General features: G+C 72.2%; 28 protein-coding genes. 3 read left to right on the top strand and 25 right to left on the bottom strand.

All coding sequences use genetic code 11. The features are described 5' to 3' along the window. The 8 genes from ITX44_RS19750 to ITX44_RS19715 are packed head-to-tail and all read right to left on the bottom strand — an operon-like array spanning position 1 to position 9,151. Positions 1-534 (bottom strand): hypothetical protein, encoded by a 534-nt coding sequence (locus ITX44_RS19750; protein WP_307795379.1) that lies wholly within the window; start codon positions 532-534, stop codon positions 1-3. Next, positions 527-2,254: a type IV secretory system conjugative DNA transfer family protein gene (locus ITX44_RS19745; protein ID WP_205358618.1), complete on the bottom strand. Its 1,728-nt coding sequence runs from the start codon at positions 2,252-2,254 to the stop codon at positions 527-529. The genes ITX44_RS19750 and ITX44_RS19745 overlap by 8 nt, the downstream gene beginning before the upstream one ends. After that, positions 2,254-3,798, bottom strand: a complete 1,545-nt coding sequence (locus ITX44_RS19740; RefSeq protein WP_205358617.1) for a putative type IV secretion/conjugal transfer ATPase — start codon at positions 3,796-3,798, stop codon at positions 2,254-2,256. The genes ITX44_RS19745 and ITX44_RS19740 overlap by 1 nt, the downstream gene beginning before the upstream one ends. After that, complete coding sequence (locus ITX44_RS19735) at positions 3,798-5,327, bottom strand: SCO6880 family protein (protein ID WP_205358616.1); 1,530 nt, start codon at positions 5,325-5,327, stop codon at positions 3,798-3,800. The genes ITX44_RS19740 and ITX44_RS19735 overlap by 1 nt, the downstream gene beginning before the upstream one ends. 2 nt (positions 5,328-5,329) lie before the next feature. Next, the gene (locus tag ITX44_RS19730) at positions 5,330-7,171 is read right to left on the bottom strand and encodes a hypothetical protein (protein ID WP_307795378.1); all 1,842 of its coding nucleotides are present in this window, start codon (positions 7,169-7,171) and stop codon (positions 5,330-5,332) included. Beyond that, complete coding sequence (locus ITX44_RS41210) at positions 7,168-7,944, bottom strand: hypothetical protein (RefSeq protein WP_236061111.1); 777 nt, start codon at positions 7,942-7,944, stop codon at positions 7,168-7,170. Before ITX44_RS41210 ends, ITX44_RS19730 begins: the two co-directional genes overlap by 4 nt. Then, positions 7,941-8,300, bottom strand: coding sequence for a hypothetical protein (locus ITX44_RS19720; protein ID WP_236061109.1), 360 nt, complete (start codon positions 8,298-8,300; stop codon positions 7,941-7,943). Before ITX44_RS19720 ends, ITX44_RS41210 begins: the two co-directional genes overlap by 4 nt. Further along, entirely contained in the window at positions 8,297-9,151 is an 855-nt protein-coding gene (locus ITX44_RS19715; RefSeq protein WP_236061108.1) for a hypothetical protein, read from the bottom strand. The genes ITX44_RS19720 and ITX44_RS19715 overlap by 4 nt, the downstream gene beginning before the upstream one ends. 398 nt (positions 9,152-9,549) lie before the next feature. Here ITX44_RS19715 and ITX44_RS19710 point away from each other — a divergent pair, with 398 nt between their 5' ends. Together ITX44_RS19710 and ITX44_RS19705 are read left to right on the top strand one after the other, a co-directional pair. After that, positions 9,550-10,608: a C40 family peptidase gene (locus ITX44_RS19710; RefSeq protein WP_307795377.1), complete on the top strand. Its 1,059-nt coding sequence runs from the start codon at positions 9,550-9,552 to the stop codon at positions 10,606-10,608. 203 nt (positions 10,609-10,811) lie between these two features. Beyond that, positions 10,812-11,393: a hypothetical protein gene (locus ITX44_RS19705; RefSeq protein ID WP_205358614.1), complete on the top strand. Its 582-nt coding sequence runs from the start codon at positions 10,812-10,814 to the stop codon at positions 11,391-11,393. Here the strand turns inward: ITX44_RS19705 and mobF are convergent. The 6 genes from mobF to ITX44_RS19675 form a co-directional block, all read right to left on the bottom strand. Further along, on the bottom strand, positions 11,345-15,346 hold the full coding sequence (mobF, locus tag ITX44_RS42255; RefSeq protein WP_205358613.1) for a MobF family relaxase: 4,002 nt from the start codon (positions 15,344-15,346) through the stop codon (positions 11,345-11,347). The genes ITX44_RS19705 and mobF overlap by 49 nt on opposite strands. Before the next feature lie 181 nt (positions 15,347-15,527). After that, entirely contained in the window at positions 15,528-15,815 is a 288-nt protein-coding gene (locus tag ITX44_RS19695) for a hypothetical protein (protein ID WP_205358612.1), read from the bottom strand. After that, a complete protein-coding gene (locus ITX44_RS19690; RefSeq protein ID WP_205358611.1) occupies positions 15,812-16,879 on the bottom strand; it encodes a hypothetical protein in 1,068 nt (355 codons plus the stop codon). The genes ITX44_RS19695 and ITX44_RS19690 overlap by 4 nt, the downstream gene beginning before the upstream one ends. A 46-nt stretch (positions 16,880-16,925) precedes the next feature. Continuing rightward, positions 16,926-17,171 (bottom strand): hypothetical protein, encoded by a 246-nt coding sequence (locus ITX44_RS19685; protein ID WP_205358610.1) that lies wholly within the window; start codon positions 17,169-17,171, stop codon positions 16,926-16,928. Between the two features lies 1 nt (position 17,172). Then, entirely contained in the window at positions 17,173-17,466 is a 294-nt protein-coding gene (locus ITX44_RS19680; protein ID WP_205358609.1) for a hypothetical protein, read from the bottom strand. Continuing rightward, complete coding sequence (locus ITX44_RS19675; RefSeq protein WP_205358608.1) at positions 17,463-17,852, bottom strand: hypothetical protein; 390 nt, start codon at positions 17,850-17,852, stop codon at positions 17,463-17,465. Before ITX44_RS19675 ends, ITX44_RS19680 begins: the two co-directional genes overlap by 4 nt. 263 nt (positions 17,853-18,115) lie before the next feature. Between ITX44_RS19675 and ITX44_RS19670 the strand changes: the two genes are divergently transcribed. Next, positions 18,116-18,382 (top strand): hypothetical protein, encoded by a 267-nt coding sequence (locus ITX44_RS19670; RefSeq protein WP_205358607.1) that lies wholly within the window; start codon positions 18,116-18,118, stop codon positions 18,380-18,382. A gap of 242 nt (positions 18,383-18,624) precedes the next feature. On the opposite strand, the gene ITX44_RS19665 is transcribed toward ITX44_RS19670, so the two are convergent. From ITX44_RS19665 to ITX44_RS19615, 11 genes are all read right to left on the bottom strand, one after another. Then, positions 18,625-18,939 carry a hypothetical protein gene (locus tag ITX44_RS19665; protein ID WP_205358606.1) on the bottom strand — a complete coding sequence of 105 codons (315 nt, stop codon included), beginning with the start codon at positions 18,937-18,939 and terminating at the stop codon, positions 18,625-18,627. Beyond that, positions 18,920-19,378 (bottom strand): hypothetical protein, encoded by a 459-nt coding sequence (locus tag ITX44_RS19660; RefSeq protein WP_205358605.1) that lies wholly within the window; start codon positions 19,376-19,378, stop codon positions 18,920-18,922. The genes ITX44_RS19665 and ITX44_RS19660 overlap by 20 nt, the downstream gene beginning before the upstream one ends. Further along, a complete protein-coding gene (locus ITX44_RS19655) occupies positions 19,375-20,430 on the bottom strand; it encodes a hypothetical protein (RefSeq protein WP_205358604.1) in 1,056 nt (351 codons plus the stop codon). Before ITX44_RS19655 ends, ITX44_RS19660 begins: the two co-directional genes overlap by 4 nt. 34 nt (positions 20,431-20,464) lie before the next feature. Next, positions 20,465-20,776 (bottom strand): hypothetical protein, encoded by a 312-nt coding sequence (locus ITX44_RS19650; protein WP_205358603.1) that lies wholly within the window; start codon positions 20,774-20,776, stop codon positions 20,465-20,467. 63 nt (positions 20,777-20,839) lie between these two features. Next, entirely contained in the window at positions 20,840-21,085 is a 246-nt protein-coding gene (locus ITX44_RS19645; RefSeq protein ID WP_205358784.1) for a helix-turn-helix domain-containing protein, read from the bottom strand. 73 nt (positions 21,086-21,158) lie between these two features. Then, on the bottom strand, positions 21,159-21,383 hold the full coding sequence (locus ITX44_RS42680; RefSeq protein ID WP_307795375.1) for a WhiB family transcriptional regulator: 225 nt from the start codon (positions 21,381-21,383) through the stop codon (positions 21,159-21,161). A 193-nt stretch (positions 21,384-21,576) separates the two neighbouring features. Beyond that, on the bottom strand, positions 21,577-21,825 hold the full coding sequence (locus ITX44_RS19635; protein WP_205358602.1) for a hypothetical protein: 249 nt from the start codon (positions 21,823-21,825) through the stop codon (positions 21,577-21,579). A 564-nt stretch (positions 21,826-22,389) separates the two neighbouring features. Continuing rightward, on the bottom strand, positions 22,390-22,872 hold the full coding sequence (locus ITX44_RS19630; protein WP_372440951.1) for a RusA family crossover junction endodeoxyribonuclease: 483 nt from the start codon (positions 22,870-22,872) through the stop codon (positions 22,390-22,392). A gap of 59 nt (positions 22,873-22,931) precedes the next feature. After that, positions 22,932-23,636, bottom strand: coding sequence for a hypothetical protein (locus ITX44_RS19625; protein ID WP_205358600.1), 705 nt, complete (start codon positions 23,634-23,636; stop codon positions 22,932-22,934). Positions 23,637-23,820: 184 nt separating this feature from the next. Continuing rightward, positions 23,821-24,540: an exonuclease domain-containing protein gene (locus tag ITX44_RS19620; RefSeq protein WP_205358599.1), complete on the bottom strand. Its 720-nt coding sequence runs from the start codon at positions 24,538-24,540 to the stop codon at positions 23,821-23,823. Further along, on the bottom strand, positions 24,537-24,887 hold the full coding sequence (locus ITX44_RS19615; RefSeq protein ID WP_205358598.1) for a hypothetical protein: 351 nt from the start codon (positions 24,885-24,887) through the stop codon (positions 24,537-24,539). The genes ITX44_RS19620 and ITX44_RS19615 overlap by 4 nt, the downstream gene beginning before the upstream one ends. Between the last annotated feature and the right edge of the window lie 77 nt (positions 24,888-24,964).

The raw sequence follows: 24,964 nt of genomic DNA, 5'->3' as shown, positions 1-24,964 counted from the left end.
CTACAGGGGCTGGTCGGCGGCCGCGGCCCGCCGGGCCAGTTCGGCGGCCGCCGGATGGACGGCCGCGGTGGTCATGTGCGTCGAGGTCGCCAGGAACGTCGTCACGTCGTCCGCCGGCGGCGCCGGGGGCGGGGGTGGCGGCGACTGGTGGGTGCCGGCCGCGCACGCCGCCAATTGCAAGCGCGGGACGAACCCGTGCAGCGTGTTGATCCAGTCGGCCTCGCTCACGCCGGTTCCCGGGTCACCGGCGTAGGTGCGCAGCCAGCCGACGTACAGCGCGGTCAGGTGCTCCACCACCGGCGGGTGCCGGTACCAGCACACCGGCACCTGGTTGTGCAGTTCATGCGTGCGGCGGAGCCAGTCCACCCACACGGCCAGTTCACGCATGCGCTCGCGGCGCTCGGCCGGTTCCATGGCCGCCCACACCCACCGCTGCACGGTGGAGTCCGCCGGTGTTTCGCTGTCGCCGGCCGGCCACAGGTCGGCAGGTGTGTTCCAGTCGTCCGGGATGGCGGGCAGGTCGTCGTCACTCACCGGTGCCCCCGGCCGCCGCGGCGGCCGGCTCCGCCTTGGTCAGATCGACGCCTGAGACCTGGTCGTCACCGGCCACGGCGAGCAGCCGCCGCAGATCCTTGTCGCGGAAGGTCAGGCGCATCTTCACCTTGATCGGCGGCAGGTTGCTGTACTGCGCGATGGCGGTGCAGTCGGGGAGCTGCTGGAGGGAGTGGATCGGCGCGAGGTCGGTCTCCTGGGGCGAGGTGTTCGTGCTGAACCCGCCCTTGGACTGCCCGGTGCTGGTCTTCATCTGCTCGGTGCGGCCGTAGAGGCCGGAGAAGTACCGCAGGGTCTCCAGGTCTCCGCAGCCGGGCAGCAGCATCCGCAGGCCCGAGGCGCTGAGCACGGTGTTGGCCTTCTGCTGTCCGAGCCGGTCCCGGAGCTGTGACAGGTCGTGCCACACCGTCAGGACGTTGATGCCCACGCCGCGGCCGGTGGTCAGGATGTTCGGCAGCCGGGGGTAGCGCAGCATGTTGCCGGCCTCGTCCACCATCACCCCGAGGGAGGGGGCCAGCGGGCGGCCGGTGGTGTTGTAGCGCACCTCGGCGCCGTGGATGATGCTGGCGATGATGCTGGTCAGCAGCGGAGCGAACCGCTCGGCGTCCGCCTCGGACGCGATCAGGCACACGGTTCCGTTGAGGTCGAGCAGCTGCTCGACGGTGAAGTCGGTGCTGGCGCACGTCTCCCGGACCTCCTCGTCGGCGTAGACCCGCGCGAGGACGTTCAAGGAGAACTGGACCGACCCGACGCCGTCCTCGTGCAGCCGCAGCCAGGGGCCGGAGTAGTCCTCGGCGACCTCGGCGTAGCCGTGCTGCAGGAGGACCGCGCGCACGTGGTCGACGGCGTCCTTGCCCAACCCGAGCCAGCGACGCATCTCGTTGATGCGGCCCCCGGACAGGTGGCTGGCCAGCAGCACGCCCTTGAGCACGTTGCGGGCCTGGTCGATCCAGGGCGCCGCCCTCTTGTCGTCGCCGGAAGAGGACGCCTCCGCCATCCAGGCCGCCATCCGATCGGCCGCCTTGGCATCGGTGCAGTAGTCCACGGGGGACCAGTGGTGGGTGGCCCGGCCGGGGATACCGGCCGGGGCGATGACCCACACCGGCCCGAGCGCCCGCCGGCGGGCGTAGATGATGTCGAGATCGGCGGCCTTGGTCGTGGTCACCACCAGCGGCCCCTGCCACTCCGCCGCGTTCGGCAGGACCAGGCCCGTCGTCTTCGAGCTGCCCGGCACGCCGAAGACGGTCGCCGAGATGTTGGGCTGGGCCGCGACGACCTTCTTCGTGGCGAGACCGCGGCCGGCCGTGATGCGGTTGGCCCGGCGGGCGGGGTCCTCCGGCGCCTGCAGCTTGCACTCCACTTGCTTCCCGCCCCACTGCGCCCCGCCGGTCTTCCCACGGTTGAGGAGTGAGATGGCCTTGGTCGCGAGCAGGGCTAGGGCGGCGACGAACAGCACGACCAGCACGTAGAACAGCCACTTGGGCCCGGCGGGGGAGAAGGCGGCGGCGGGCCCGTGTGCCAGGGCAGTCACCACGGTGACGGGGATGCTGCTGCCGGTGCTGTGTGCCCAGCCGTGGCCGGAGAACACGGCGCAGACCGGCCCGGCCAGCATCACCGCGGCGCCGACCGAGACGACCAGGCCCGCGCCGAGCGCGGCGAGGAACGTGCTGTCGTCCACCGCGCTCGCACTTCCCTGAGCCATCACACCACCATCCGTTCGTCGGTCTCGAACAGGGCGCGCTCCGTCTGGCTCAGCACCAACTGCACGGCGTGGCTGCCGCCGCCGCGGCCGACCTTCCACAAGGCCCTGCCACGCTGACCGGCGCCCCACGACCCGATCAGGTCGCACTCGGCGTCCGTGAGGCCGATCGCCTCGCGGGTGATCTGGAGCGGCCGGGTGTCCTGCGCGAGTTGGATGCGCGTCTCGCATGACGCGATGAGGTCCCGCGCGATGGCGACGGCCTCGCTGCCGGCCGCACCGACCTGCTCGAAGTCGCTCAGGCGGTGCGTGGCGAGGACCTGGATGGTGCCGGTCGCGCGAGACAGGCGAAGGTCGGCGTCAATCTTCCGCACCATCGCGGCACCGCCGCTCTGCATCTGGCGCCACAGTTCGTCACGCACGACGATCCAGGGCCGTTCGCCGGGCCGGTCGACGGCGGCCTGCGCCCACGACGACACGCAGGTGAGCACCATGGCCACGACTTCGTCGCCGTACTGCTGCAAGGCGCTGATGTCCACGCTCTGGATCGGGGCCGACCAGTCCAGCCCGATGGACGTCTCCTCATCGAACAGCCCGCCCAGGTACCCGGTGATCATGCCGCCGAGTGCGGAGCGGATGCTGGCCATCTGCTCGCGGGCGAGCTGGATGTCGCCGTCGCGCACCCGCAGTTCTCTGGCCATCAGCTCGGTGGGGTCTTTCAGCTTCTCGTAGACCAGGGGCAGGGTGGGCGTGCGCAGGGTGGTGTTGCCGGTCAGCTCCCCGGTGACCTCCCGTACGGCCAGATCGAGGCACTCCTCCTCCTGTGGAGCGATCGTGCGGCGGAGCTGCAACTCCAGCAGCGCCTTCAGCAGCGTCAGGCGCCTACGGTGAATTTCCTTGAGCCTGGCGGCCAGCTCGTCACCGGAGGCGTTGTCCAGCCCGGCCCCCAGCGGTCCGGCGTCCAGCGGGTTGAGCCGTCCTGGCCGGCTGGGACCGAGCCGCACCGGCTCCACGCCCAGGTGCTCGCACAGCGCCTGGTACTCGCCCTTCACGTCGCCAGCGATGAGCGTGCGGTGCCCCAGCGCCATCAACCTGAAGCACAGGGCCTTGATGTGGGCCGACTTCCCGCTGCCAGGGATGCCGGTGATCATGACGTTGGGATTGGTGACCAGCCCCTCCTGGACCCACGCCGCCGGGTGCGCTGAGAACGCCCCCTGGGTCATGGTGTTCCACCCGATGTAGATGCCGACTGGCGGCAGGCTCGCGGCGTGCAGGAACGGGTAGATGCCGCTGGCGCGCTCGGTGTCGGCCCGGTAGACCTCCACTCGGGCGGTGTTCGCGGCCCGCCCGGAGAACGGGGACGACCAGCCCTTGCGGGGCGCGATGCGCATGGCCCGCTCGGGGTCCTCCAGCAGTCGGGCACGGCGCTGCTCGCGGGCGCTGAGCGGTGGCGGCGCCGGGACGGGGTCCCTGGCGTCCAGCAGCTCGGCGAGCGGCGCGGCCGTCAGCGTCGTGTCATCGCTGGGTGCGCGACGGAGAAGGGCCATTAGATCCCCACCCGCCTCTCGGGCAGGCCAAGCCCCAGCGGCAAGGCAGCGATGGTGAACGCATCGTCCTGCGCCCCCCACGCCCGGCGCAGGTACAGCCCGGCCTGCGAAGCGTCCGCCTGGAGTTCGGCGCACGCCGTCTCCAACTGCTCGTAGTCCGTCACGGTGACCGCGAGGACGGCCGTCAGCCGGACCACGCCGTGACCCGACGCCCGCGCGACGTCCTGCGCGCGGGCCGCCTCCGCCTCGCGGCGTTCGTCCTCGGACTCCACTCGGCCGGTCTTGGCCCGGAGCTGCCGGGCGGCGTCACGGCGGGTGCGCTCCCGGGCGAGGTCCGACCTCGCCTTCGACGGCCCGACCGGCTCGTACACCAGGGACAGCGACCGGCGAGCGTTGGCCCGCGGCCGCAGCAGCGGCTGGAGGAAGGTCGCGTAGACCTCGCTCTGCGGCCAGCCGCGGACCTGGTACGAGACGGTCCACGCGCCGTCGTGCCGGTACAGGCCCCACCCGGCTTCGGCGGCCGCCGGTCCGGCGAGGCCCGGGTCAAGACCGGGCTCGACGCCGGTCCAGCCCGGCTCCTTCCCTGCGGCGTTGGAGGCGGCGAGAGCGAGCTGGGCCTCCGGATCGAACGCCCTGCGGATGATCGCGGCGACATCGCGGGGGTCCAGCCACTTCGTCACGTGCAGTCCGGCGCTGCTGAGCGTGCCCTGCATCGCGGCCAGCTCGCGGACCAGCACCGCGGCGGCGCCGGTCTGCCCGCCGCCGGCGCCCCGCACTGCCAGCCGGGCGCGGCCGGAGTTGAGCGTGATGGACAGATACGTCTCGCGGGCGGTCACCGCGGGACCGGCGCCCTCCATCAGCTCGTCCAGGACCTGCACGGACGCCGCGGGCGCCTCGCCGCTGATGTGGCGACTGGTCCAGGACCGCAGCGCGGCGCCGTCGTCGGGCAGGCTGCGCTGGTGGACGCTGATCCGGGTGATCGCGCCGTCCTCCGCGCACTGCGAGCGCAGGAAGGCAGCCCACCCAGCCACCCGGCCGTTCTGCTTCTCCGTGTCGATCAACGCCAACCCGGGCGCGTTGACGCGGGCGATCGCGGTGTACGTGTTCTCAATCGGGTTGTGGACAATGCCCATGGTGGCGCCGAGCCCGTCCGGGGCCTCCAGGATGCGGAGCCGGGCCAGGCGGCCCGGCAGATCCATCGGCTGCTCCCCGCCCTTGGTGCGCGGGGCGAACAGGCCGCTGACGAAGACGTTCTTGCTCGTGGCCACGGCGATCTGGTGCCTTACGTAGAGGACGATCCACTGGTCGGCGGACAGCCCCAGCACCCGCCCGAAGGCCAGGAGCAGCAGGACCGCCGCGGTGGGCAGCGCGATGAACGCGCTGCGCCAGGAGTGGGCGTAGACGGGCATGAGCGCGATGACGGTGGCGGCCGCCATCAGCACGAAGCCCGGCCCGCTGAGGTTGCCGATGAACCCCACGCGCTCGGACTGCCAGCCGCCGTACGTCGCGGGCTGGGACTGGGATGCCATGGTCAGCTCCCTCCGTTCGGGCCGCTGGAGGACGGCATCACCGGCGGTTCGGCCGCCGGCGTCGCCGGGGCGGGGCTGGCCGGTGTCCTGGAGCCTCCCGACCGGGCGCCGCCGCCGCGCGGCGGGATGACGACATGGCGGCCGCCGGCGTTCGGGCTGTCGAGTCCGCCGTGGGCAGCCGCGTTGCTCAGGCCGCTCTCTGCCGTGTCCTTGCCGATCGCGGCGGCCTGGAGCCCGAGCCCGACCGTGGCGCCGACCTGGCTCATGAAGCTGCCGCCGGGCCGGCCCTTGAAGAACCCGCCTCGGCCGCCGCCTCCACCGCCGCCAGAGGCTTCCGCGGCCGCGCTCTGCGAGCTGTTCTCGCCCTCCAGCGCCTTGGTGTAGCCGCCGCCTCCGCCGATGCTCCCGGCCCCGGCCAGCGACGGCTGCTGTCCGCCGAACATGGACGTGACGGAGCTGCCCGCGCTGCTCATCAGGCCCGAGGCCATGCCGGCGCCCGCGCCGACCGTGGTGAAGGTCATGAACTTGGCGATCACGGGCCACGCGAACCCGGCGATGACGAACACCAGCAGCCCCACCAGGACGTTGCGGACGCCGTCCGCGCCGGCCATCGCGTTGAAGCCGATCGAGAAGCACAGGACGATGACGGGCTTCATCAGGATGAGGCTGATCAGCGCGTTCCTAGCCTTGGGCCACCACTCCTTGGTGGCGTCCGACATCTGCCCGGACAGGGCCAGCGGCATCACGGCCACCAGGATCATGATCCCGGCCTGTCGCATCAGCATCTCGACCCACAGAGCGCCGATCGCCAGGATGCACAGGATGCTGATCACGATGACGACGCCGACCGCGCTGGAAGCGATGCCGCCGCCAGTGATCAGGGCACTGCCTGCGGCCGCGCCGCCGTCGGTGCCCACCAGGCCGCTGAACAGGGCTCCCAACTGCTTCTGCATGGACGCGGTCGCATCGGCGGTGCCGGAACCGCCCCCGGCGAAGGTTTGGTTGGTGATGGCTGTGCTGAGGGTGTCGCTCCAGTTCAGGGCGGTCTGTGTGGCGACGACGTAGACGGCCAAGATCGCGCACCACTTGGCCAGGCCGGTGATCGCGGTGATCAGCGGGCCGCCCTGCTGCGACACGGCGAGCTTGCCCATCTGCACCAGCATCAGGAACGTGGCCACCAAGGCACTGAGACCGGTGGTGATGCCCATGACGGGGCCGATGCCGGTCTTCCCGAGCTGGATGGTGCTCATGCTGTTGAAGGCGTCGGCGAACTGCTTGAGCAGCCAGACGACCGAGTGTCCGAGGGCCTGTGCTGCCTCCTGGAGCGCGTCGGCGGCCAGCTTGCTGACCTTGCCTCCGACCCAATCCATGATGCTGGGCGTGGGCGGCGGGTACTTGAGGACGCCCTCGTTGAAGCAGTCCTGGAACGCCCTTTTGTCGGTGACAGCGCATTTGTTGAGGAAGGCGTTCAGCTTGTTGTAGTTCGACAGGTTCTTGTCGGTCGTCCGCTCCCAGTGGTGGAGCCGACCGACCTCGTACTGGTGCTCCTCATCGTCGGCGGGGCTGCCGTTGCCTTCCCCGACGCACACCGAGGTCTGGGCGGGGAAGTCGTCGCAGTCCTTCGGCGGGCGGCAGTCGCCGGTCTTGTCGGTGTCGACGTCGCAGTATTCGCCGGTCGCCTTCGAGATGCCGATCTGGTCGCCGACGTCCTTGTCGTGCTGGATCGACTGCGGGTACGGGCCCGGCGGCTTCGCGCCGGCGTCGGCGAAGGCCGAAGTCGGCGCCGCCAGCACCAGGAACACCACGGCGACCAGCGCCGCCAGGCAGGTCAGGAAGCGCCTCACTGGGAGACCACCTCCCGCCACCCGTCATCGAACGCGAACGTGCTGTGCGGGTCGTAGGCGACCGGGCCGTACTTGTGGTCCACGTACTGGGGCGCCTCGGTGACCTTCCAGTCCCCGTCCTCCCACGTCAGGATCAGGTCGTCCTCCTGGTCGGTCAGCGGCGCGTTGTCGGCCGCCTTGTCCGCCGGGAGGGTGGCGTACCGGTCGTAGAACATCCAGACCTCGATCACGTCCCCGGAATCGTCCATGCTGCGCATCAGCGCGGCCTTGACCACGGCGGTGAAGGACAGCCCGGCCGGGGTGCCGCCGGAAGGGGGCAGGCCCAGGCCCTCGCGGACCTTGCGGACATCGGTCACGTGCTTGTCCACGATGCCGGGCGAGGTCTTGGAGGTGATCTGCGTCCACTGCTGGCGCGCGATCCCGTCATCCAGGATGTCCAGGTCCTGCCAGTAGTTGATGGCCGCGGACTCCGCGCCCACCGCGGTGTGCGGGAATCCCACGCCGATCCCCTGCTTCACCTCGCGCGGCTTGAGCGGCGCGACCTTCCGCGGCGATGTCTCCGGCGTCAGCTTCCTGGCCGGGGCGGACGGCGTGGCCGTGGTCGCGCCCGACGCCGTGGGCGCGGCGCTCTTGGTGTCCTTCGCGTTCGCCTTGCCGTGCCCGCCGCCCATGTTGACCGCGGCCACCGCCCCGAGGGTGACGGCCGCGACGGCGGCGATGCCGATGACGGCCAGGCGGACCCGGGCGCGCAGCGCCCTGTTGGTGGCTTTCACGCGGTCGCCATGGTGTAGAAGGCGGTGACCAGCCCCGAGGTGACGGCGATGCCAACGCCGGAAATCAAGCTCCAGACGACCGCCTGCTTCCCCCTCGCGGCCAAGTTCGCCCGCTCCGTGTTGTGCCCGATGGCCACGCAGCCCCAGCCGCTCAGACCGCCGAGCACAGCCAGGGCCAGCCCGACGCCCGCGGTCCACCCCAGGATCGTGCCGGTGGGCGTTTGGAGCACGGACGGGACGGACGGCGAGAAGCCCGGGATGACGCTCCCGGTCCTTCCGTCGGACTTCGTCTTGTCGTCGCCCGCGGCGAGCAGCAAGGTGTGGGCGTGGGCCAGCGCGATGGCCAGGATGGTCATGGGCGGTGCACCCCTTCGGCGTAAACGTGGGTGGGTGGGACCTGGTCCGCGGGGAGTACGGCCGGGACCGGCGCGGGAGGCAGCGGGTCACCCCACTGCCGGTGAGCGGACGCAAGGACGGCTTGGGCCAGTCGGTCGGCGGTCTCCAGCGGGGCGCCGCGCAGCCGGTCGGACGCGGCGAACGCCTGGGAGCGCAGGCCGACATCAGCGAGGACGGTCACTACGGCAGAGACGTGGGACTGGAGCATCGTGGCGGCGGCGCGCACCGTCGCGGTGGGCCGCCCCTCGGCGAGCGAGACCAGCACCACGACGGTGTACTGGAGGGGCAGCCCTTCGGCCGCCGCGATCCGCACGGCGGTCTGGAGGGCCTGGACGCCGTGGCCGGTGGCGGCCGCGCACAGCACGGGCACGGAGACCGGCAGCGAGCACCAGGCCGCGGTGAGCGACGTGCGCCCGGCGTGCCTGGCCGCCACGACGTCGTGGGCCGCCGCGTGGGTGGTGTCGGCGATCGCGGCCTGCCAGCCGCCGGCCGCGGCGAGCTGGTACCAGGCACCGGGGTCCGGCGGCAGTACCAGCGGGGCGGCGCCCCAGTCCTGATGGTCGGTGAGCACTTGCCAGGACCGGTCGCTCGGGCCGCGGCAGAGCGAGGTCGCGGCCTGGATCCGCCGCCGGGAGGCGGGCTTGGTCGGGGGGATCGACGCCAGCCCGGCGCCGGGCTCGCTGGCCCAGCCCGGCCAGGGCGAGGCCAGGCGGGTGGCGGTGTCCAGCACGACGGTGCTGCCGACCTCAGCGAGTCCGCAGCCGAGCAGTCCGGCTACGGTCGAACGCCCGCTTCCGCCGACCGATGCCATTACCGGGACCATCAGGCGGGCGTGCGCGGGCAATGGCGATGCGGGTTGAGCTTTCCTAGCCACCGGTTCCCCGTTTAGCAAGTTCATTTGTGAGCGGTTACGGGCCGCCCGTCAGGCTGCCAATCTAAGCACGCCCCGCTGACAATATTCGATGCTCAGACCGTGACTGCGCTCCGATTTACGTATCGAAGCATAAGCGTGTGCAGTTCCGCCGTATATGACGCCGGTGGCGCGAATGGTGCTCACGGAGAGCACATCGCATCGGAACCTCGCCTCTAGATCGGTGATCGAAAATTCGGTGTGGCAACCTTGGGCCGGAGATGTGCGACTCTCGTGCTCCCGTCGTGCGCGCCAGGAGGCAGTGGCGGCTGCATCGAACGATGGATTGGGAGGCGGGGGTGCAATTCAAGCGGGGGCTCATCATCGGCTCTACCGCATTTGTGATGAGTCCGGTTGCTCTGGGCCTGGCGGTTATCATGCTGGTGGCCACCACGGGCAGCAATTCCGGGTCGGAGCTGACGGCGGACTCGTTGAGGATCGGGGGCGGCGGCATGCCTGCTGAGTACGCCGACCTCATCCGGCAGGCGGCGGATTCCTGTGACATCGGTCTTCCGGCCGCCGTCCTCGCCGCACAGCTCAAGCGTGAATCGAACTTCAATCCCGAGGCGGATTCCGGGCAGGCGCAGGGAATCGCGCAATTCACGCCCGCTGCCTGGGAATCAAGCGGAATCGACGGGAACGGCGACGGCCGGATAGACGTGTGGGAGCCGGAGGACGCGATCCCGTCCCAGGGGAATAAGATGTGCGCCCTTTTGAAGCTGGGGCAGAAGCACCCGGACTACAATGGCAGTGCGATAGAACTCGCGCTCGCCGGATACAATGCGGGATGGGGCCGGGTTGATCATTTCCGGGGTGTTCCCCCGAAGTCCTTCGCCAAAGGCCAGACGTACTACTACGTGCAATCCATCATGGCGCTGGTCCCACAATTCGAGGGACCTCTCGACACGGCCGGGAGCGATATCGTCGCGGACGCGCCGGCCAGCGTGCAAACCGCCATCGCGTGGGCGCTCGCGCAGCGCGGCGGGTGGTACAGCTTCGGCGGGGACTGCACGAACGCCCTGGGCAGCGCCCCGGCGCACCGGTGCGACTGCTCGTCGCTCATCCAGCGCGCATATGCAGCTGGGGGGATCACCATCCCACGCGCGACGTACGACCAGGTCAATATCGGCCACGTAGTTGATATCGACCACCCGCAGCCGGGCGATCTTGTTTTCAACCCGGGCAGCGACGGCAGCGACGCAAGTCCGGGACACGTGGCCATGTATATCGGCGGCGGCAAGCTGATCGAGGCGCCCCACACGGGCGCTCAGATCCGCGTCGTCACCTATTCGAGCTGGCGCGACTCCACCAGCGACGAAACGCGGATCGCGAAGGTGGTCCGGGTCGTCCAGTCGTGACCAAGTGGAACCAAGAGGTGATCATGAGTAGCGAAGTGGATCAACTGATGGGCCCTTGGGGCACGGTGGCTCCGGGCTTTTGGGACAGCGGCGAACAGAACGCCGCGGCGGCCCAAGTCCAAAATGCGTCGGTGACGCCCGCGCCCGTGCCTCCCGAGATTCCTCCCGAGCCTCCGAAAGCGCCCCGCGCGGCGCTGGAGGCTGTGCCGACCGAGCCGCCGGCGGTCGCACCGGCGGAGCCTCAACCGGCTGTCCGGCCGGACGCCGAGGCCGCGGTGGACCCATTGGCCGGGCCGCCGCCGGAGTACGCGGCCCGGGTCGCGGCCGTGTTCCGCGCGATCGAGAACAAGGCCGACGCCGCGGGCCTGGCGGCGGCCGGGGTGGAGGCACAGAAGCTGGACCAGGAGATCACCGGCCGGTTCGGCGAGGTCCATTCCCACACCATCAGCATCCGGGAGATACGCGGGTGGCTGGCCATGGAGACCCGGCAGGCCGAGACCGCGGTGCGCTGGTACCTGCACACCATCGGCCTGCAAGCGCGGCTGTGGCCCGCGGGCAGCGAGTTCATCACACGGTCGGCGGAGCGGGCGGTTTACGCCTGGAGCGTCGTCGCCGACCCCGAGCGCTCCCAGGTGCTCGGTGGCGAGGTCCTGATGATGCTCCAGCACGCGCTGGGGGAGGACCACCAGTTGGCCGTGAAGGTGCGGCGGCACCTGGAGCGGCAGGCGGCCGCCGGTCAGCGTCCCGGACCGGGCACCGACCGTCCGGCGGACGGCGGCTCGTAGCGGGGCTGCTGCGGCTCCGGCCGCGGCTGCGCCGGCGGGGCGGCGAGTCGGGCCGCCTGGGTGCGGGCCTGGGACTCCGCAGCGTTCAGCCATGGCGCCAGCTGCCCGATGGCCGCGCGTAGCTGCTGCTCGGCCTGGATTCCCGCGGCGGCCGCGGTGTGCTGCTCGGCGCGCTGCAGGCGGCCCCCGGCCTGCTGGCGCAGGTAGCGGGCGTCGTCGGCGGCCGCGGCGTCCACCCGGCTGGCGACTGTCGGGAGTTGCTCGCGCAGCTCCCGCAGCTTCGCCTGGAGGTCGGCAGCCGTCCGCGGCGCGGCGGTGCGGGTGTCCACTCCGGCCATGTCGCCGACCGGCGTCGCGGTCTCCCACGCCTGCCGGGTCGCGGTGCGGGCCTTGGCGTCGGCGCTGTGCGCGGCCGCCACTGCCTCGCGCTCCTGCTGCTGGTGCTGCGCGACGATCTGCTCGGTCTCCCGGCGGCTGGTGCCGGCCAGCCGCAGCGCCAGCCGGCCCTTGTTCAAGCTGCGGGCGACCTCCTCCCACACCCCGCGGGCGCGGGCGGCGGCCGCGGTCTGCTGCTCGGCGCGGGCCGACTGCTCCGCTGCGGTGACCGCGAGCCGGTCGGCGGTCTCCAGCACAGCGGCCGCAGCGGCGGCCCGTGCCTGGCCCGGCGTTGGAGTGGCTGCGAGTTCCGTTTCCCGGGCGGCGGCGCGCCGTTCGATCTCCTTGGCTTGGCGGCGGGCGTCCTCCGCGCGGCCGACCGCGTCGGCGAGCTGGCGGTCCAGGTGTACGGCGGGCACCGCGCCGTACGGGCGGTTCCGCCAGTCCGGGAACTTTGGCTCGGGCTCGGCGGCGGGGGTGGTACTCGCGCTCGCGTACTCGTGTACGGGCTCGATCCCGGGGGCCGAGGCCGGCGCGGCCGGGCCGGGCTCGCGCACGGCAGGCGGCGGCTCGCGGTGGACGGCGCCGTCGCCGGCGGCGAGCTGGTCGCCGACCATCCCGTCCGGCTGGTCGTCCTCCAGGCTCGCGGCGTACGCGGCGACCGCGCGGTGCAGCAGCTCGGTCTCGGTGCGGGCCTCGCCGAGCCGGATGCGGGTGGCCTGGTCCTCCACGACGTCGGCGGGCAGCCACAGGTGCGTGTCCTGCCGGGCGCGGGAGATCGCCGGGTAGAGGCTGTAGGCGTCGGCGCCCACCCCGTAGACCAGGGCGTGGTCTGCGGTCAGGCCCTGCGCTGCGGCGATCGTCATGGCGTAGCCGTGGCTGAGCGCCCCGGCCGCGATCTGGTCCGTGGTCAGTACCGCGTCCTCGACTACGGTTCCGCCCTCGACTTCGCGGCGCCACTGCACCCGGGCGCCCTCCGGGCCGACTCCCACGACCACGCCGCGGTAGCCGTTGAGGACGTCCACCTCGCCGGTTCCGCGGCGGCCGCGGTAGTCGTTCTTGCGGGCGCGCACCAGGTCGCCGACCGCCAGGTGCAGCCGCTCCCCGCCGGCCAACGCGAAGGCGCGGCCGCCGGTCAGTTCTCCGGCCTGCTGCCGCAGCGCGCGGGCGCCGCGGTTGAGCAGGTCCACGTCCTCGTTGCGGGCGGCCAGCACCACCAGGCCCTCGACCTGGTCGTGCGCGTCGGGGCCGGCCTGGTCCCGCAGCTCCCACCAGGTGGCCAGCATCGCTTCGTACGCCTGGTCTGCGGTGCGCACGGCGTGGATGCGGCCGTGCTCGGCGAGCGCGGCCAGCGCGGTGCGGCGGGCGCCGTCCCGCCACGTCTGGAGCGCGGCCCGCTCCACCGCGTCGGTCTGCCTGCGGTTCTCGGTGAGCTGCACCCCGTCGACCAGCTCGTGAGCGCGGCGGAAGCCTCCGCCGATGCCGATGGCGCGGAGCTGCATCCAGTCGCCGACGCCGACCACCTTCGTGCCGGCGGTGTTCGCCGCGGTGAGCAGCCGGGCCAGCGCCCGGTCGTCCACCATGGCGGCCTCGTCCAGCACCAGGACGTCGGTCACGGCAAGGCGGCGGCCGCCAGTGTCCAGGTCATGCAGCCACGCCGCGACGGTGTAAGAGGGGATGCCGGACCCGGCGCGCAGGCCCGCGGCCGCGACCGCCGCGGTGGACGCGCCGGCCACCCGCAGGCCCGCGGCCTCCCACCCCGTGCGGGCTGCCGACAAGAGCGTCGTCTTCCCTGCCCCGGCGACGCCGACGACGACGTCCAGGCCGTGACCGGCGGTCAGCAGCCGGTGCACCACCGCGCGCTGCTCGGCGGACAGGCGGAAGGGCCGGTCGCCGGACGACCGGGTCGCCTCGAAGACCGACACAGCGAGGTCGGCGGCCGCCGGGGTGACCTGTCCGGCGCCCTCGGCGAGCCGGGCCGCCGCGGTCTCCTCGATGACCTGCTCCGCGGCCAGCACGCTGACGTGTGTGTACCGGCGGCTGTTGGACATGTGGACCGCGCCCTGCGGCGGCAGCGCGACCGCGTGGCCCGGCACGGCGAGCACGGCGTCGGTCAGCGCCTCGGCGGCCGCCGCGTCCGGCAGGCCGTATGGGCAGGCGTCGATCACCGCGGCCAGCACGTCGGCGCGGCTGACGGCCTTCCGGTGCTCGGTGAGCCCGCCGTCCTGGCGCCAGATGTACGCGGCGATGTCCGTCGGCGGCGGCACCAGCGGCCCGCCGGGGCCGATCCCGGCGCCGCTGCCCGGCTGCGGGCCTGGCATCGCGGCCGCCACCATCGCATCGACGTCGCCAACGATCTGCTCTGCCCGCTCGCGCCACGACGCGCGGACGTCGGCCTGCTCGGTCACGACGTCCTTGGCCTCGGCGAGCTGGGCGGCCAGCAGCTTCTGCTCGACGGTGGTGGCGCCCTCGGCGGCCGCCGCGGTGATCTGCCCGGCCCGGCGGCTGAACGCCCTGCGCAGGTCCTCATCAATGGCGACGACCTCCCACGCCCCGGTCTCGGGGTGGCGCTCCCACCGCATCCCGAACCGCTCGGCGGTCAGGGCCCGCAGCCTCGCCTTCACCAGCGCGTCGGCGGCGTGGGCGTGCCGGTGCAGATCGCGGCCGCCCGCCCCGAGGGTGCGCCACTTGCCGTCCTCGGCGTGCACCAGGTGCGCCAGCGACACGTGGACGTGCAGGTGCGGGTCGCCGGGGACGCCATCCACCGGGCGGGCGCTGTAGTGGACGGTCATCCAGCCCAGCGCCCCCGACGTCCGCAGCCGGTCGGCGGCCTGGCCGTCGCCGTGGTGACCGGTCATCGCGTACGCCGCCCAGTCCTCCACCGCGGCCACGGTCTCGCGGGCCGCCTCCAGGAAGGTGGCCCGGAGTTCCTCGGCGGCGTCCTCCCCGGCGAGTGCGACCAGCGTGGAGTACGACTTGCTGAGGTCCAGCGTCAGGTCGAAGCCCCTGTTGCCGACCCGCACCCGGCGGTTCCGGAACCTGCGGGCCTCCGCCAAGTCCGCCGCCCCGTACACCGCGGTGATGTCCACGCCGGCCGCAATGGCGATCGCCTCGGCGTCGCTGACCGGCAGCCGGTGGGCCTCGCCGTCGCGGCGCAGTCCGCGCTCCAGTCGGGCGAAGCGCTTGGCGAGCCGGTCGTTGGCGAGCAGCTCGGCGGGGGACTGCCCGCGGGCGTCGGCAGCGGCGGTGACGGCGGCCACCAGCTCGGTGGCGGACAGCTTCGCGCGGGGGTCGACGGCCATCTTCGGCGCGACCAACTGCTCACCGGTCCGGGGGTCGCGGCCGTCCATCAGGGCGCGGGCCGCGTCCGGGTCGACGTGGCCGCCGGGGGTCAGTCCGACGTCCGGCAGGCCCCGGCCGATCCATTCCAGATCGCGGGACTCACCGAGCCGGTAGTCGACTTGCGCGTCGGGGCCGGTGGCCTCTTCGAGCGCGGCGTGCCGGTGGTCCATGTCGCAGCCGCACTGCTCTGAAAGGCGGTACTCGATCTGCGCCATGTCGGGTCCGAGCGTCGTCACCCATGCCAGTGGATTCACCTCCCGCCCATGGCGCCGCTGTTGATCATGTATCGAAGATACCTTGGTACTTCTCCGGCTTGAAGCAACCGAAAGAAGGCCACCAGACGCGTCGAAACGGCGCTAGAAAGTGCCATACAGGTGGTGGAAGGAGCACAGCGGCGACGAGTCCTGAGTCGGCGACTCAGACGGCCTGCTTCTGCCCGGCCTCGGTCCGGATTCGGGCGATGTCCACGCGCACCCTGGCGATGACGGTGACGATCGCGACGCCGCAGCCGACGAGGAGAACCCTGGTATCGGCGGCCCTGCCGGGCGCGGGCTGGGGGCGATGCCGAGGAGCGAGGCGAGCCGCAGCAGGGGAGCGCCGGGCCTGGTGGGCGCGGGCGGCGGCCGAGGCTCCCGCCCGGCCGCCGCGCCGATGCCTGAAAGACCAGATGGCGACTGCCAGAGCGGCCGCCGCTGCGAGCGTCACGAGGCGTTCCTCTTCTTCGGTTTCTCGATGCGTGTGCGCGTGCGGCGCACCGTCTCGGCCAGGTTCTTCTGGTGGCCGTGGACAGCCGCGACGCGCTCGGTCAGCTCGGCGTTGGAGATGCCGGGTTCGGCTTGCAGGACATCGCGGACCGTCGCCGCGATGGGCAGCGAGGTCGGCGACGCCGCCTGTCCGGCCTCGCGTCCGGGCGTGTCTGCGCTGTCCGGGACGATTTCGCCGGACGGGCCGGGGACAGGTCCGGACACAGGCGGGACAATCGGGGGCGCTGGGGTGCTGGCCTGCGCGGACACCGTCCGGACGGGCTCCGAGTTGGCCGTGTCCAGGCTGTCCGGGCTGTCCGTGCCGGCGAGGCTGCGCTGCTGCTCGGCGCTGTCGAGGATCGCGGTTACGGCATCGAACTCCCAGCCGCCCACGGCCCGGTAGAAGGCCGCGCGCCGGTTGAGGCGCAGCAGCCTGCGGCCCAGCAGCTCCCGGCCGGCCAGCTCCTGCTCCCGCTCGGTGACCCAGTGGGCGACACCGTCGTCCAGCGGCACCGCGTGATAGCCGACAAGCAACGCCCACAAGCCCTTCGACAGCAGGTCGATGCACGCGCCGACACCGCCAGCGACTGGCTGCCCCAGTGTGACGCCGTAGGCAACGACCGCGCCCATGCTCACGCCCAGGGCAAGCCAGCCGCCGACCCGTGCCAGCTTCGCCCGCTCGGGGTTGAGCCGGTTCAGCCACTCGATGCCAAGACAGGCCATCCACGCTGACGTGAAGACGGCGCCCATGGCGTAGGCGACCGGGGCGGGGACCATGCGAGACAGCAGTCCGCCGACGCCGGCGGTAGTGCCGGCGACGGCGATGACCGTCACGGTGATCGCGAGCACCGTGACGCCACGCAGGATCAGCTCGTCCCACTCCCGGGGCGGCACCGGCTCCCACGCCTCGTACGGCACTTCTCGCGTCGAGGGCTTCCCGTCAAGGACGGTGGTCACCTCGCGGGTGCGGGCCACCTTGCGGTAGCGCACGCCCGGAACGCGGGTTTCCTGCGGGCCTTGGCCCATGGTCGCTGCCTTTCTGTGGTGGCGATACAGGTGAAGGCCGGGCACGCTACTCGAAAGCAGCAGGCCCGGCCGGTGTGCCGCCAGCCGCCTCAGCGGCCTCGGAATCCGCGGCGGCCTCGGACGCGGGCACCGCGGATTCCGGGGCCTGGCCTGCTGCTGCGGCCTTCGGGATGCCATGGCTGCGGTGCCGTTCGCACAGCCAGCGCGGGGCCTCCCCACTGGCGGACTCAGGTCCCACGCAGTCGGCGGCGAGCTTGCGGTCGTTGCCGGGAAACCAGTCGAGAGCGCCCACGTCAGTCGTCTCCCTGGGCCTGGAGCTTGCCGCGGGCGGCTTCGAGCGCGCGCTGCTGTTCGTAGTCGGCCCTTGCGCGCGCTTGCAACTCCTCGACCGTGGCGTTCGCGTCCTTCGCGACAGGGGTGATCTCGGCCATATCAGAGCCAGCCCCGTTCGCCTGGGTCGCCTCGCGGGCGTGGCTGCGGGTGGTGGCGTCGGCTGTCCGGACTGCGGCGGGGGCGCGCTGGGCGGCCCCGTCCCGGTAGTCCTGGGCGGCGCCGCGGTGCAGTTCGGCGGCGCCTTCCTCGCTCATCGGGCAGCACCGTTCTGCTGGGGAGCGCCGGGCTGCTCACGGCGGGGATGGGGGATGCGCGGGATGACCGGCCGGTTGTCGTCGTCGGTCCACTCACGGCCAGCCGGGGCGAACTCGCGGCGCAGCCCCAGCGCGTACTCACCGCGGGTGATGCCGACGGCCACCTGGGGCGCGGCGGCCTGAGCAGCCCGCGACAGTTCGACGGTCCGGCGGCCGACGCTGCGCCCACAGGCGTCGTACGCCTCGGCGCTGATGATGACGAGCAGCATTTCGGTGTCCAGGACCTCGGTGGGCAAGATCTGGGTGAAGTGCTCGGCGACGGCGAGCAGGACGCGGACGACGTCGTTCTCGGTGTCCGCGCAGGTGTGATCAGTACAGTGGGGCACTGCGTCGGCTCCTGTCGGTAGCAGGTCTGACGTGTCCCGGTCCGTGTGCGACCACGGCCGAGGTTGAGGAGGTGCCCGGCGTGCGACCACCGGGCACCTCCGTTTCCAGCGACCCCGGACTTCGTGTGCGACCACTAAGCCCGGGGTTTTGCTGGTACTTGAAGGCTAACGACTTATTTGCATTGACGCAAATAAGTCGGAAGGGTGTCGCTATGTCCGATTCCCCCCAAGGGAGCGCGACCAGGGAGGAGCAACCCGAGTTGGTGTCGATTCCCGAGATGCCGGACCGGCTCGAAGCGGCAGGCATCAAGCGCGTGGAGGCGCCGCGGATTCGGCAGCTCGCGGCCACCGACGACTTCCCGCGCCCGGTGTACGAGCGCGGTCGCCTACGCCTGTGGGACTGGGCAGCAGTGCTGGCCTTCTTCGGTGGCCGGACGCTACGCCAGGGGGAACGGACCGATCTCAAGCGATCGGCCCAAGAGGAAAGCACCCGAGGCGACCAGGGCCCAGTCTCCGGCGGAGACCGCTAAGCCGGGCCCGTGCTCCAGGTGACCAGTGCTTTTCCGTGCAGGCCGCACACAACCAGGGCCCGCTGGCCGGGTGGCTCCACTCGGCCAGAGCCGTGTCCGTCGAGGCGGTGGCGTCGCAGCCGGGGCCGCCGCAGTCGAAAGTGGGGCCGGGCTGGGCGGGCGGCGTGAGCAGCCCCAGGTGGTGCAGACGTTCGGCCATGGCCCGGTACTGGTGATTGGTCTGCCATCGGGTCTTGGGCACGTCAGTCTCCGTCTCGCTGGTCGAAGGTTGTCGGGAAATCGGGTGAGGCGGCGGCCATGGCGCGCTGTGTCGGCAGCTCGGTGATCCATGCCAGGAGCGCTTCGGCGTAGGAGACGCGGGCTTCGGCGGCCAGCTCCTCGGCGACTGTGACGTCGGCGTGCAGGGCCGCCAGGTGCGGAGCGTGCTCGGCGAGGTGGCCCAGCAGCCAGTCCGGCATGACCACGGTGAGTTCGGTGGGGGTGCGCCGATCCCGGCCGAGGCCGGGATCGAGGCACATGCGCAGGAATCCACGCACTTCATCGGGCGTGCTGAGCATCACTTCGCTCCTTCGGTGTCGTTGTGTGGCCGGCCGGCACAGCGGGCCGCGGGGTCGAGAGGCGGCGGTGGGCGGTGACCAGGGCTCGGGTGACGGCCTGTGCGCCGTAGCGGCGGGTGCCGGCGTCCTGCCCGAGGGCGTGGAGGAACCGCAGGACTTCGCTGGGTGCGAAGTCGTTCGGCAGCGGGCGGCCCGGGCGCCGTTCCTGCGTGCCGCACAGCAGGCAGCCCTTCGGCGTGGTCGGGTCGACCGGCCCGCCGGGATGGCCGGTGCACGCGTTGGCCCACCGGGCGCCGCGGGCTTGGGCGACGAGCTGCCGGGCCCGGTCGACTTCGGCGCAGATCTCCGCCAGCGCCTGGTCGTTCACCTCGTGCCGCTCCGCGTAGGCGCCCAGGGCGCGCAACGGCCGGTGCAGGGCCGGCAGGAAGTCCGGGTTCACCGGCCCACCGCCAGACCGAGGTCCTGCTGTTGCGCGGCATGCACACAGGCCGGGCAGCAGTCGGAGCCGGTCAGCCGGTACTCGCGTCCGCAGGCGCACACCCGGGCCGGTGCCGCAGGGTCCTCAAGTGGCCACTGAGCGTTCCAATGAGCCTTCGGAGGATCTCGGCGGGCTCCTCCGGTCAGGGGCAGTAGGAAAGCACCTTGTACCGGCTTCTGGGCCGTTTTACGGAGGCATCCGCCACACTGGTTCCGGTCCGCTCTCAGCAGCCGCTGGCCGCAGGCACAGAACCGCCGCGTCTGCGCGGGGTCGCCGCCGCCGGGCCGCGCAGCGGTCCCGGCCGGCCCGTCGTGCTCGGGGGACTGATCGTCGGCTCGCGCGCCCGCGCGCTCCTGTGGTTGGGGTACTACCTCAGCCACTTCTTGGGGTAGTTCCTGGTTACTTCCTGGGTTATTCGGGCCACGGCGGCCCGAACCAATCGGGCCGCCGTGGCCCGAACCCATACGGGCCGCTGTGGCCCGAACTTCATCGGCGTCAGTTAGGGCCGCCGTGGCCTGAACCCAGCCCTCCTCGGTTCGGGCCGCCGTGGCCCGAACCTCCACCTCGAAGTTCGGGCCGCTGTGGCCCGAACTCTCCACGGGCTCGGGAGCCTTGCGGGTCCGCCTGGTCGCCCGCAGATGCGCGGCCCCCGCCTCCCAGTGCTGTACCGGCCCGAGGACCAGTGCGTACAGCGTCGGCTTGCCTCGCCGCCGCTCGCCGATGACCGCCACGACACCGGAGAGGACCGCGGCCTCCAGGTAGCGCCGGGCGTCCTTCTCCCGGCAGCCGGCGGCCTTGGCGATGTCCTGGATGCGGATCGGCCTGCCGTCGCCGGAGAACCGCAGTTCACCGGACGCGGCGGCCATCGCCCGCATCGCGTACAGAAGCGTCAGGAACCCGCCCTTAAGCGTCGGCGGCATCTCGCGCGTCCACTTCCAGGCCAGGGCGTTGCCGAACTCGTGCGGCGGGCAACCGGTCAAGCACCCCGGGGGCTGCTCCTGGTCGTTGCTCACGGCATCTCTTCTCGGTTGCTGTCCAGCGGTGAGCTCATCGGCCTTTGGCCTTGCGTCGGTAGGCGGTGAAGTCCGCGACACCCGGTGGCAGCACCGGCGGCGTCGCCGGCGCTTCCTCGGCGTGCTTCGGGCAGGTGGCGACGTGCGGGACGTACATCCGCTCCCACGGTGCGGCCGGAAGCTCCTCGGTCGGACGACGGGAGCGGTACGTGCCCGCGCCGTCCCGGAACACCGCAGTGTTGCCCTCCTGCGAGGGCTGCGGGTCCACCGCCAGCCGCCTTCCGGTCTCGGTGACCGTCCACAGCACCTCGCGCTGGCAGCGCCAGCACCGTGTGCGTCTGGGCATACGTTTCCCTCGTGCGCGCCCCGGCCGCGCCCGCCCGTCGTGGCAGCGGCAGGCACAGCGGGGTCAGTGGGCGTCGGTCACTCCGGCCGGTGAGGGCTTGTGCTTGCGGGTGCGCAGCTCGACGCCCGCCTCCAGCAGCAGGACGCGCGTCAACCCGTACGACAGGTCGTGCTCGGCGGCTAGGTTCCGGATCGACGCGGGCCGCGCGTAGCCCTTCTTTAGTTGCGCGCGCAGCAGCTCTCGTTCCTCGCCCCTGCGCCTCGGGCGCCGCTTCTGGGGCTGCACGTGGCCGTTCAGTTCGCTGATCATGGTGCTGCTGTCCTTCGTTCGTTGGTGTCCTGGACGGCCGGGCAGAGGGCCCGTCCGCGTGCACGGGGCGGGGCTACGCCACCGCGCCGGCGGCCCGCTCGCGCTCCCTGGCGCGGCGGCGCTGCCGCTCGGCCGCCAGGCGGGCCTGGCGGATCAGGCCGGCCCGCTTGTTCTTCTCCAGGCCGCCCCACACGCCGTAGTCCTCGCGGTGCGTCAGGGCGTGCGACAGGCACGTGGCCCGTACTGGGCAGGCGTCGCAGAACGTCTTGGCGTACTGGGCTTCGGACTCGGTCGACACCCGTTCTTCCCGGTCGGGAAGAACACGGCGGTCTCGACCCCGGCGCAGGCGGCGTCGTCTTTCCAGGTTCGGGCGCGGGGGAGGGTGTCCGGGGCATAACGGCCGGGTCGCGGCATGATCAGCTCCTTGCTTCGTAGTGTCCGGACACGTCCGGACCGGCCCCGCCGGACACATCCGGACAGGTCCGTGCTGGTCAAAGCCCCCCTCCGTCCTGCTTGTCGGCGTGTCCGGACGCAGGTTCGGCGTCTTGTCCCGGGTGCATCCGGACCGTCCCGGACATGTCCGGCCACCTGATGCGCCGGGCCCGCCGGCCGCCGCCCACCCAACGCCATCCGGCGATGGCGGGTACCCCGGCCAGCAGCACTGGCAGCCACGTCCAGGCCAACGTCCAGGCCGTGTTGATCACCGCGACTTCAAGGACGAGCAGGGGCAGTCGGATCACGACCTGCCTCCCCGCCGGCGGGTCACCCTGCGGTCCGCGACGCTCAGCCGGTCGTCGTTCTTCTGCGTGGACCAGCCCGCGGCCGTCTGCTCCGCCCGGCGTACCGCTGCTCCTCTGCGGTCAGCTCCGGGCACGGCCACTGCCGCGTCATGGCGCGCTGGACCGCGATCAGGTCAACGCCGCGGTTCCACGTCGCGCCCGGCAGCGTCACGGCGCCACCTCGTTGCGCCGCAGCGGCCGGTCCGCAAGATGTCCACCCTGCACGCACCCCGGGTAGCCGCACGTCGGGCGCACGTTGCTGAGGCTTCCGGCCGTGGTGCCACCCGAACGCCAGCCGATACGCGGTTGCGACCTGGCTCGCGTGTGCCACCACCGGCGTGCCGCGCGTGCTCGTCGCCCCAGTCCAGTGCAGGTCGCCGCCGGTGATGGCGACAGCCCGTTCATCGAACAGAACCCGTCACGGATCGGCACTGGCCGCCGGCTGCGGCTGGGCCAGGTGCGGCGCCTGGCCGTCGACCAGGGACACGCCGGCAGCGTCGAGGGCCGCCGCGATCTCCGCGCCCGTCACGGCCTATCACCGCCCGGCGAGGCCACTGCCGCCCGGTACAGCCGGATCACGGCACCCTGCAACTCCAGCACATCCGGCACCCGGCCGGGGTCGGTGGCGTACCGCTTCTCCAGCCGCCGGTAGCCCACCAGCAGCGCGTCATCGCGGTAGGCGCCGGCCGTCGTCAGCGCATCCTCCGTGCTGCGCGCCAGCTTGCTGAGGTGCGGTGTGAAGTCCAGGCGGGGCGGAGCCGAGGGCTGCAGCAGGCCCGCGTTCCGGCCCGTGCCGATGGGCCCTTTGGGCCGGGTTAGGGAGAACACCATCGATGTTTCGCGCGGACCGGCCAGCGCACTCCACCCCCGCCTACGAATGATCGCCTGCCGAGCCGCCCACACCACCGCCTCCCGCCACGGCTTCACGGCCGCCGACGACTCGACCATGCGGCCGCCGCCCTCGTAAGACTTGCTGCCTTGCAGCGCCGGAAGGCCGAGCACGACCATCGTCAGCACCGCTTCGTCGTCTGGCGCCAGCTCGGGCCCGAACCGCTGCCGAGGAAGCATCACTCGTCTTCACCGCCGTTCTCGCCCGTCCAGCCGGCGGGCAACAACGCCGAATTGCGGAACCCGTTCAGCACCAGGGCATCGGCGGACTCGGCGTGGCGGTTCGCCTCGCCCGACTGCCAGCGGCCCGTCAGCTTGTCGGCGGGCAGGCCCGTGTCGTCCACGACTTGATCGAGGAACACGGTCACCGGCTCACCTGGCTCCCACGGCGAGACCTCGACCAGCACGGTCCGCGCGCTCGTGTCCACGCACCTCACCCACACGGCGGTAGCGGCTCGCACTTCATCGCGGGCGGCCAGGTACGTACGGCCCCGCTCGGTGATCTCCAGCCGCCGGGAATCGCCGGCCCGGACCAGTCCACGGACCTTCAGCTGTGGAAGCGGTCCGCCCGGATCCTCCACATCTTCGGCCAGCCCAACGCCCCACAGGGACCGAAGCAGCACCTCCGCCTCGGCCGTCAGAGGCCGCTCCCGCGCGAGCCGGGTGACGCGGACCCGCGCCGCCTGCCATGCCGCGGTGTGCCTGGTCGTTTCCGCCGAGCACGGGCAACCCGAGACGGTGTCACGGAAGCGGTCGGGCGTCAGGCCTGCGCACTGCACGATCCGGCTCCGGCCCCGCTTGCACAAGTCCTCGGTACAGCAGCCGCAGTGCGGGCAGTCCTTCTGCTTCGGCCGGACGTATTCCGGCCCGAACGGCTCATCCATGAGCCCACTCCTCGGTTGTCGTACTCGTTTTGTAGGACAGACGGCGGCGTCCCTGCCCGTCGGCCACGTGCGGCGTTCAGAACTGCTCGGCCGGGCACCAGGACCACAGGGCACCGAGCGGGCGGGCTGCCCGGGGCCGGGCGGCCCGGCAGAACCCGGACGGCCACGGCCCGCAGACGGTCGATTACCGCGCCAGCCCGTCGAGACTCGGCCGCATCGGTGGGATCAGCGGCCACTCCGTGCGCACCCCAGCGGCCCGGTGCGTCTTGCCCGGCGTCTTCGCGAAGCGCTCGCGCAGGCCCTCCTGCTGGCCGACCGCCCACCGCACTTGCCGCTCGTGCAGTTCGTCCAGCTCCAGCGCCGCCAACTCCGAGTGCGCGCTGCCGATCGCCGTCGTGACTGCGCACGCCGCGACCGCGTCCGCGCCCGCCTCGTGCGCGCCGCCGTGCGCCACTCCGTAGCGGCGGCAGAGGTCTTCCAGCCGCCTGCGGCCGAGCCGATAGCAGTCGACGTGCTTGTCCAGCACGCGCGGAGGCCGCACCGCGTGCAGGCCCGGCACCCCGTGCCGGGCCGCCTCGGCCTCCAACAGCGTCAAGTCGTACGGGGCGTTCATCACCACCAGCGGCCACCCGGCCACGCGCGTGGCGACCAACTGCTCCACGACCTCGGCCACGACCTCCGCCGGCCGGCGGCCTGTCGTGCGGGCCGACTCCGTCGAGTAGCCGTGGATCGCGGTCGCCTGCGGCGGGATCTCCGCCCCGGGGTCGGCGACCCACGTCCGAACCCTCGGCGGCTGGCCCCCGCCGAACCGGCAGACGGCGGCCGTCACGATCCGCGCCTGCTCGGGGTCGATCCCGGTCGTCTCCAGGTCAAAGCCCACCAAGAGCCCGTCGAGCCACGTCACCGGCGCTGCCCCCGAACGTGGCCCTTGCGGGTGATGCGCGCCCCTTCGTACTCCCGGCCGCTGCCCCGGTCGCACACCTGGTACGTCCTGGTGTGCGGGCGCGGCTCCAACTCCGGCATCCCGTGCACATACCGCGCCCGCACGACTGTGTCGCCGTCCTTATGCTGCGCGGCGTACGCTTCGTACGCCGCGGCGGGCAGGCAGGCCGGGGCCCGCTCGCCAGGGGGGATACGCAAAGCCGTGTTCCTGACCACCTCACGGCTGGGGTAGGTCTCCACGAACACGCCAGGGTTGTCTTTCGCGGCAGCAGCGGCCGCTCTGTGGTTGATGAGGGTGTGGCGCGGCATCAGCAGCCACTCCCGCCCTGACGCTGGCCGACGCGGCTCTGCCGCGGGATCGCGGACAGGGCCCGGCGGACTTGCTG

The organism is Actinacidiphila acididurans, assembly GCF_016918855.1.
GTDB classification, from domain to species: domain Bacteria; phylum Actinomycetota; class Actinomycetes; order Streptomycetales; family Streptomycetaceae; genus Actinacidiphila; species Actinacidiphila acididurans.
This window is presented reverse-complemented; position numbering and strand designations above follow the sequence as displayed.

Bases quoted from the DNA above. Each gene is read 5' to 3' on its own strand.
- ITX44_RS19680 (WP_205358609.1), bottom strand. From the start codon at position 17,466: ATGAGCGAGGAAGGCGCCGCCGAACTGCACCGCGGCGCCGCCCAGGAC.
- ITX44_RS19735 (WP_205358616.1), bottom strand. From the start codon at position 5,327: ATGGCATCCCAGTCCCAGCCCGCGACGTACGGCGGCTGGCAGTCCGAG.
- ITX44_RS19740 (WP_205358617.1), bottom strand. From the start codon at position 3,798: ATGGCCCTTCTCCGTCGCGCACCCAGCGATGACACGACGCTGACGGCC.
- ITX44_RS19630 (WP_372440951.1), bottom strand. From the start codon at position 22,872: ATGGTCGTGCTCGGCCTTCCGGCGCTGCAAGGCAGCAAGTCTTACGAG.
- ITX44_RS19625 (WP_205358600.1), bottom strand. From the start codon at position 23,636: ATGGATGAGCCGTTCGGGCCGGAATACGTCCGGCCGAAGCAGAAGGAC.
- ITX44_RS19665 (WP_205358606.1), bottom strand. From the start codon at position 18,939: ATGCTCAGCACGCCCGATGAAGTGCGTGGATTCCTGCGCATGTGCCTC.
- ITX44_RS19650 (WP_205358603.1), bottom strand. From the start codon at position 20,776: ATGCCCAGACGCACACGGTGCTGGCGCTGCCAGCGCGAGGTGCTGTGG.
- ITX44_RS19645 (WP_205358784.1), bottom strand. From the start codon at position 21,085: ATGATCAGCGAACTGAACGGCCACGTGCAGCCCCAGAAGCGGCGCCCG.
- ITX44_RS19715 (WP_236061108.1), bottom strand. From the start codon at position 9,151: ATGGCATCGGTCGGCGGAAGCGGGCGTTCGACCGTAGCCGGACTGCTC.
- ITX44_RS19745 (WP_205358618.1), bottom strand. From the start codon at position 2,254: ATGGCTCAGGGAAGTGCGAGCGCGGTGGACGACAGCACGTTCCTCGCC.
- ITX44_RS19720 (WP_236061109.1), bottom strand. From the start codon at position 8,300: ATGACCATCCTGGCCATCGCGCTGGCCCACGCCCACACCTTGCTGCTC.
- ITX44_RS19615 (WP_205358598.1), bottom strand. From the start codon at position 24,887: ATGCCGCGCCACACCCTCATCAACCACAGAGCGGCCGCTGCTGCCGCG.
- ITX44_RS19690 (WP_205358611.1), bottom strand. From the start codon at position 16,879: ATGGGCCAAGGCCCGCAGGAAACCCGCGTTCCGGGCGTGCGCTACCGC.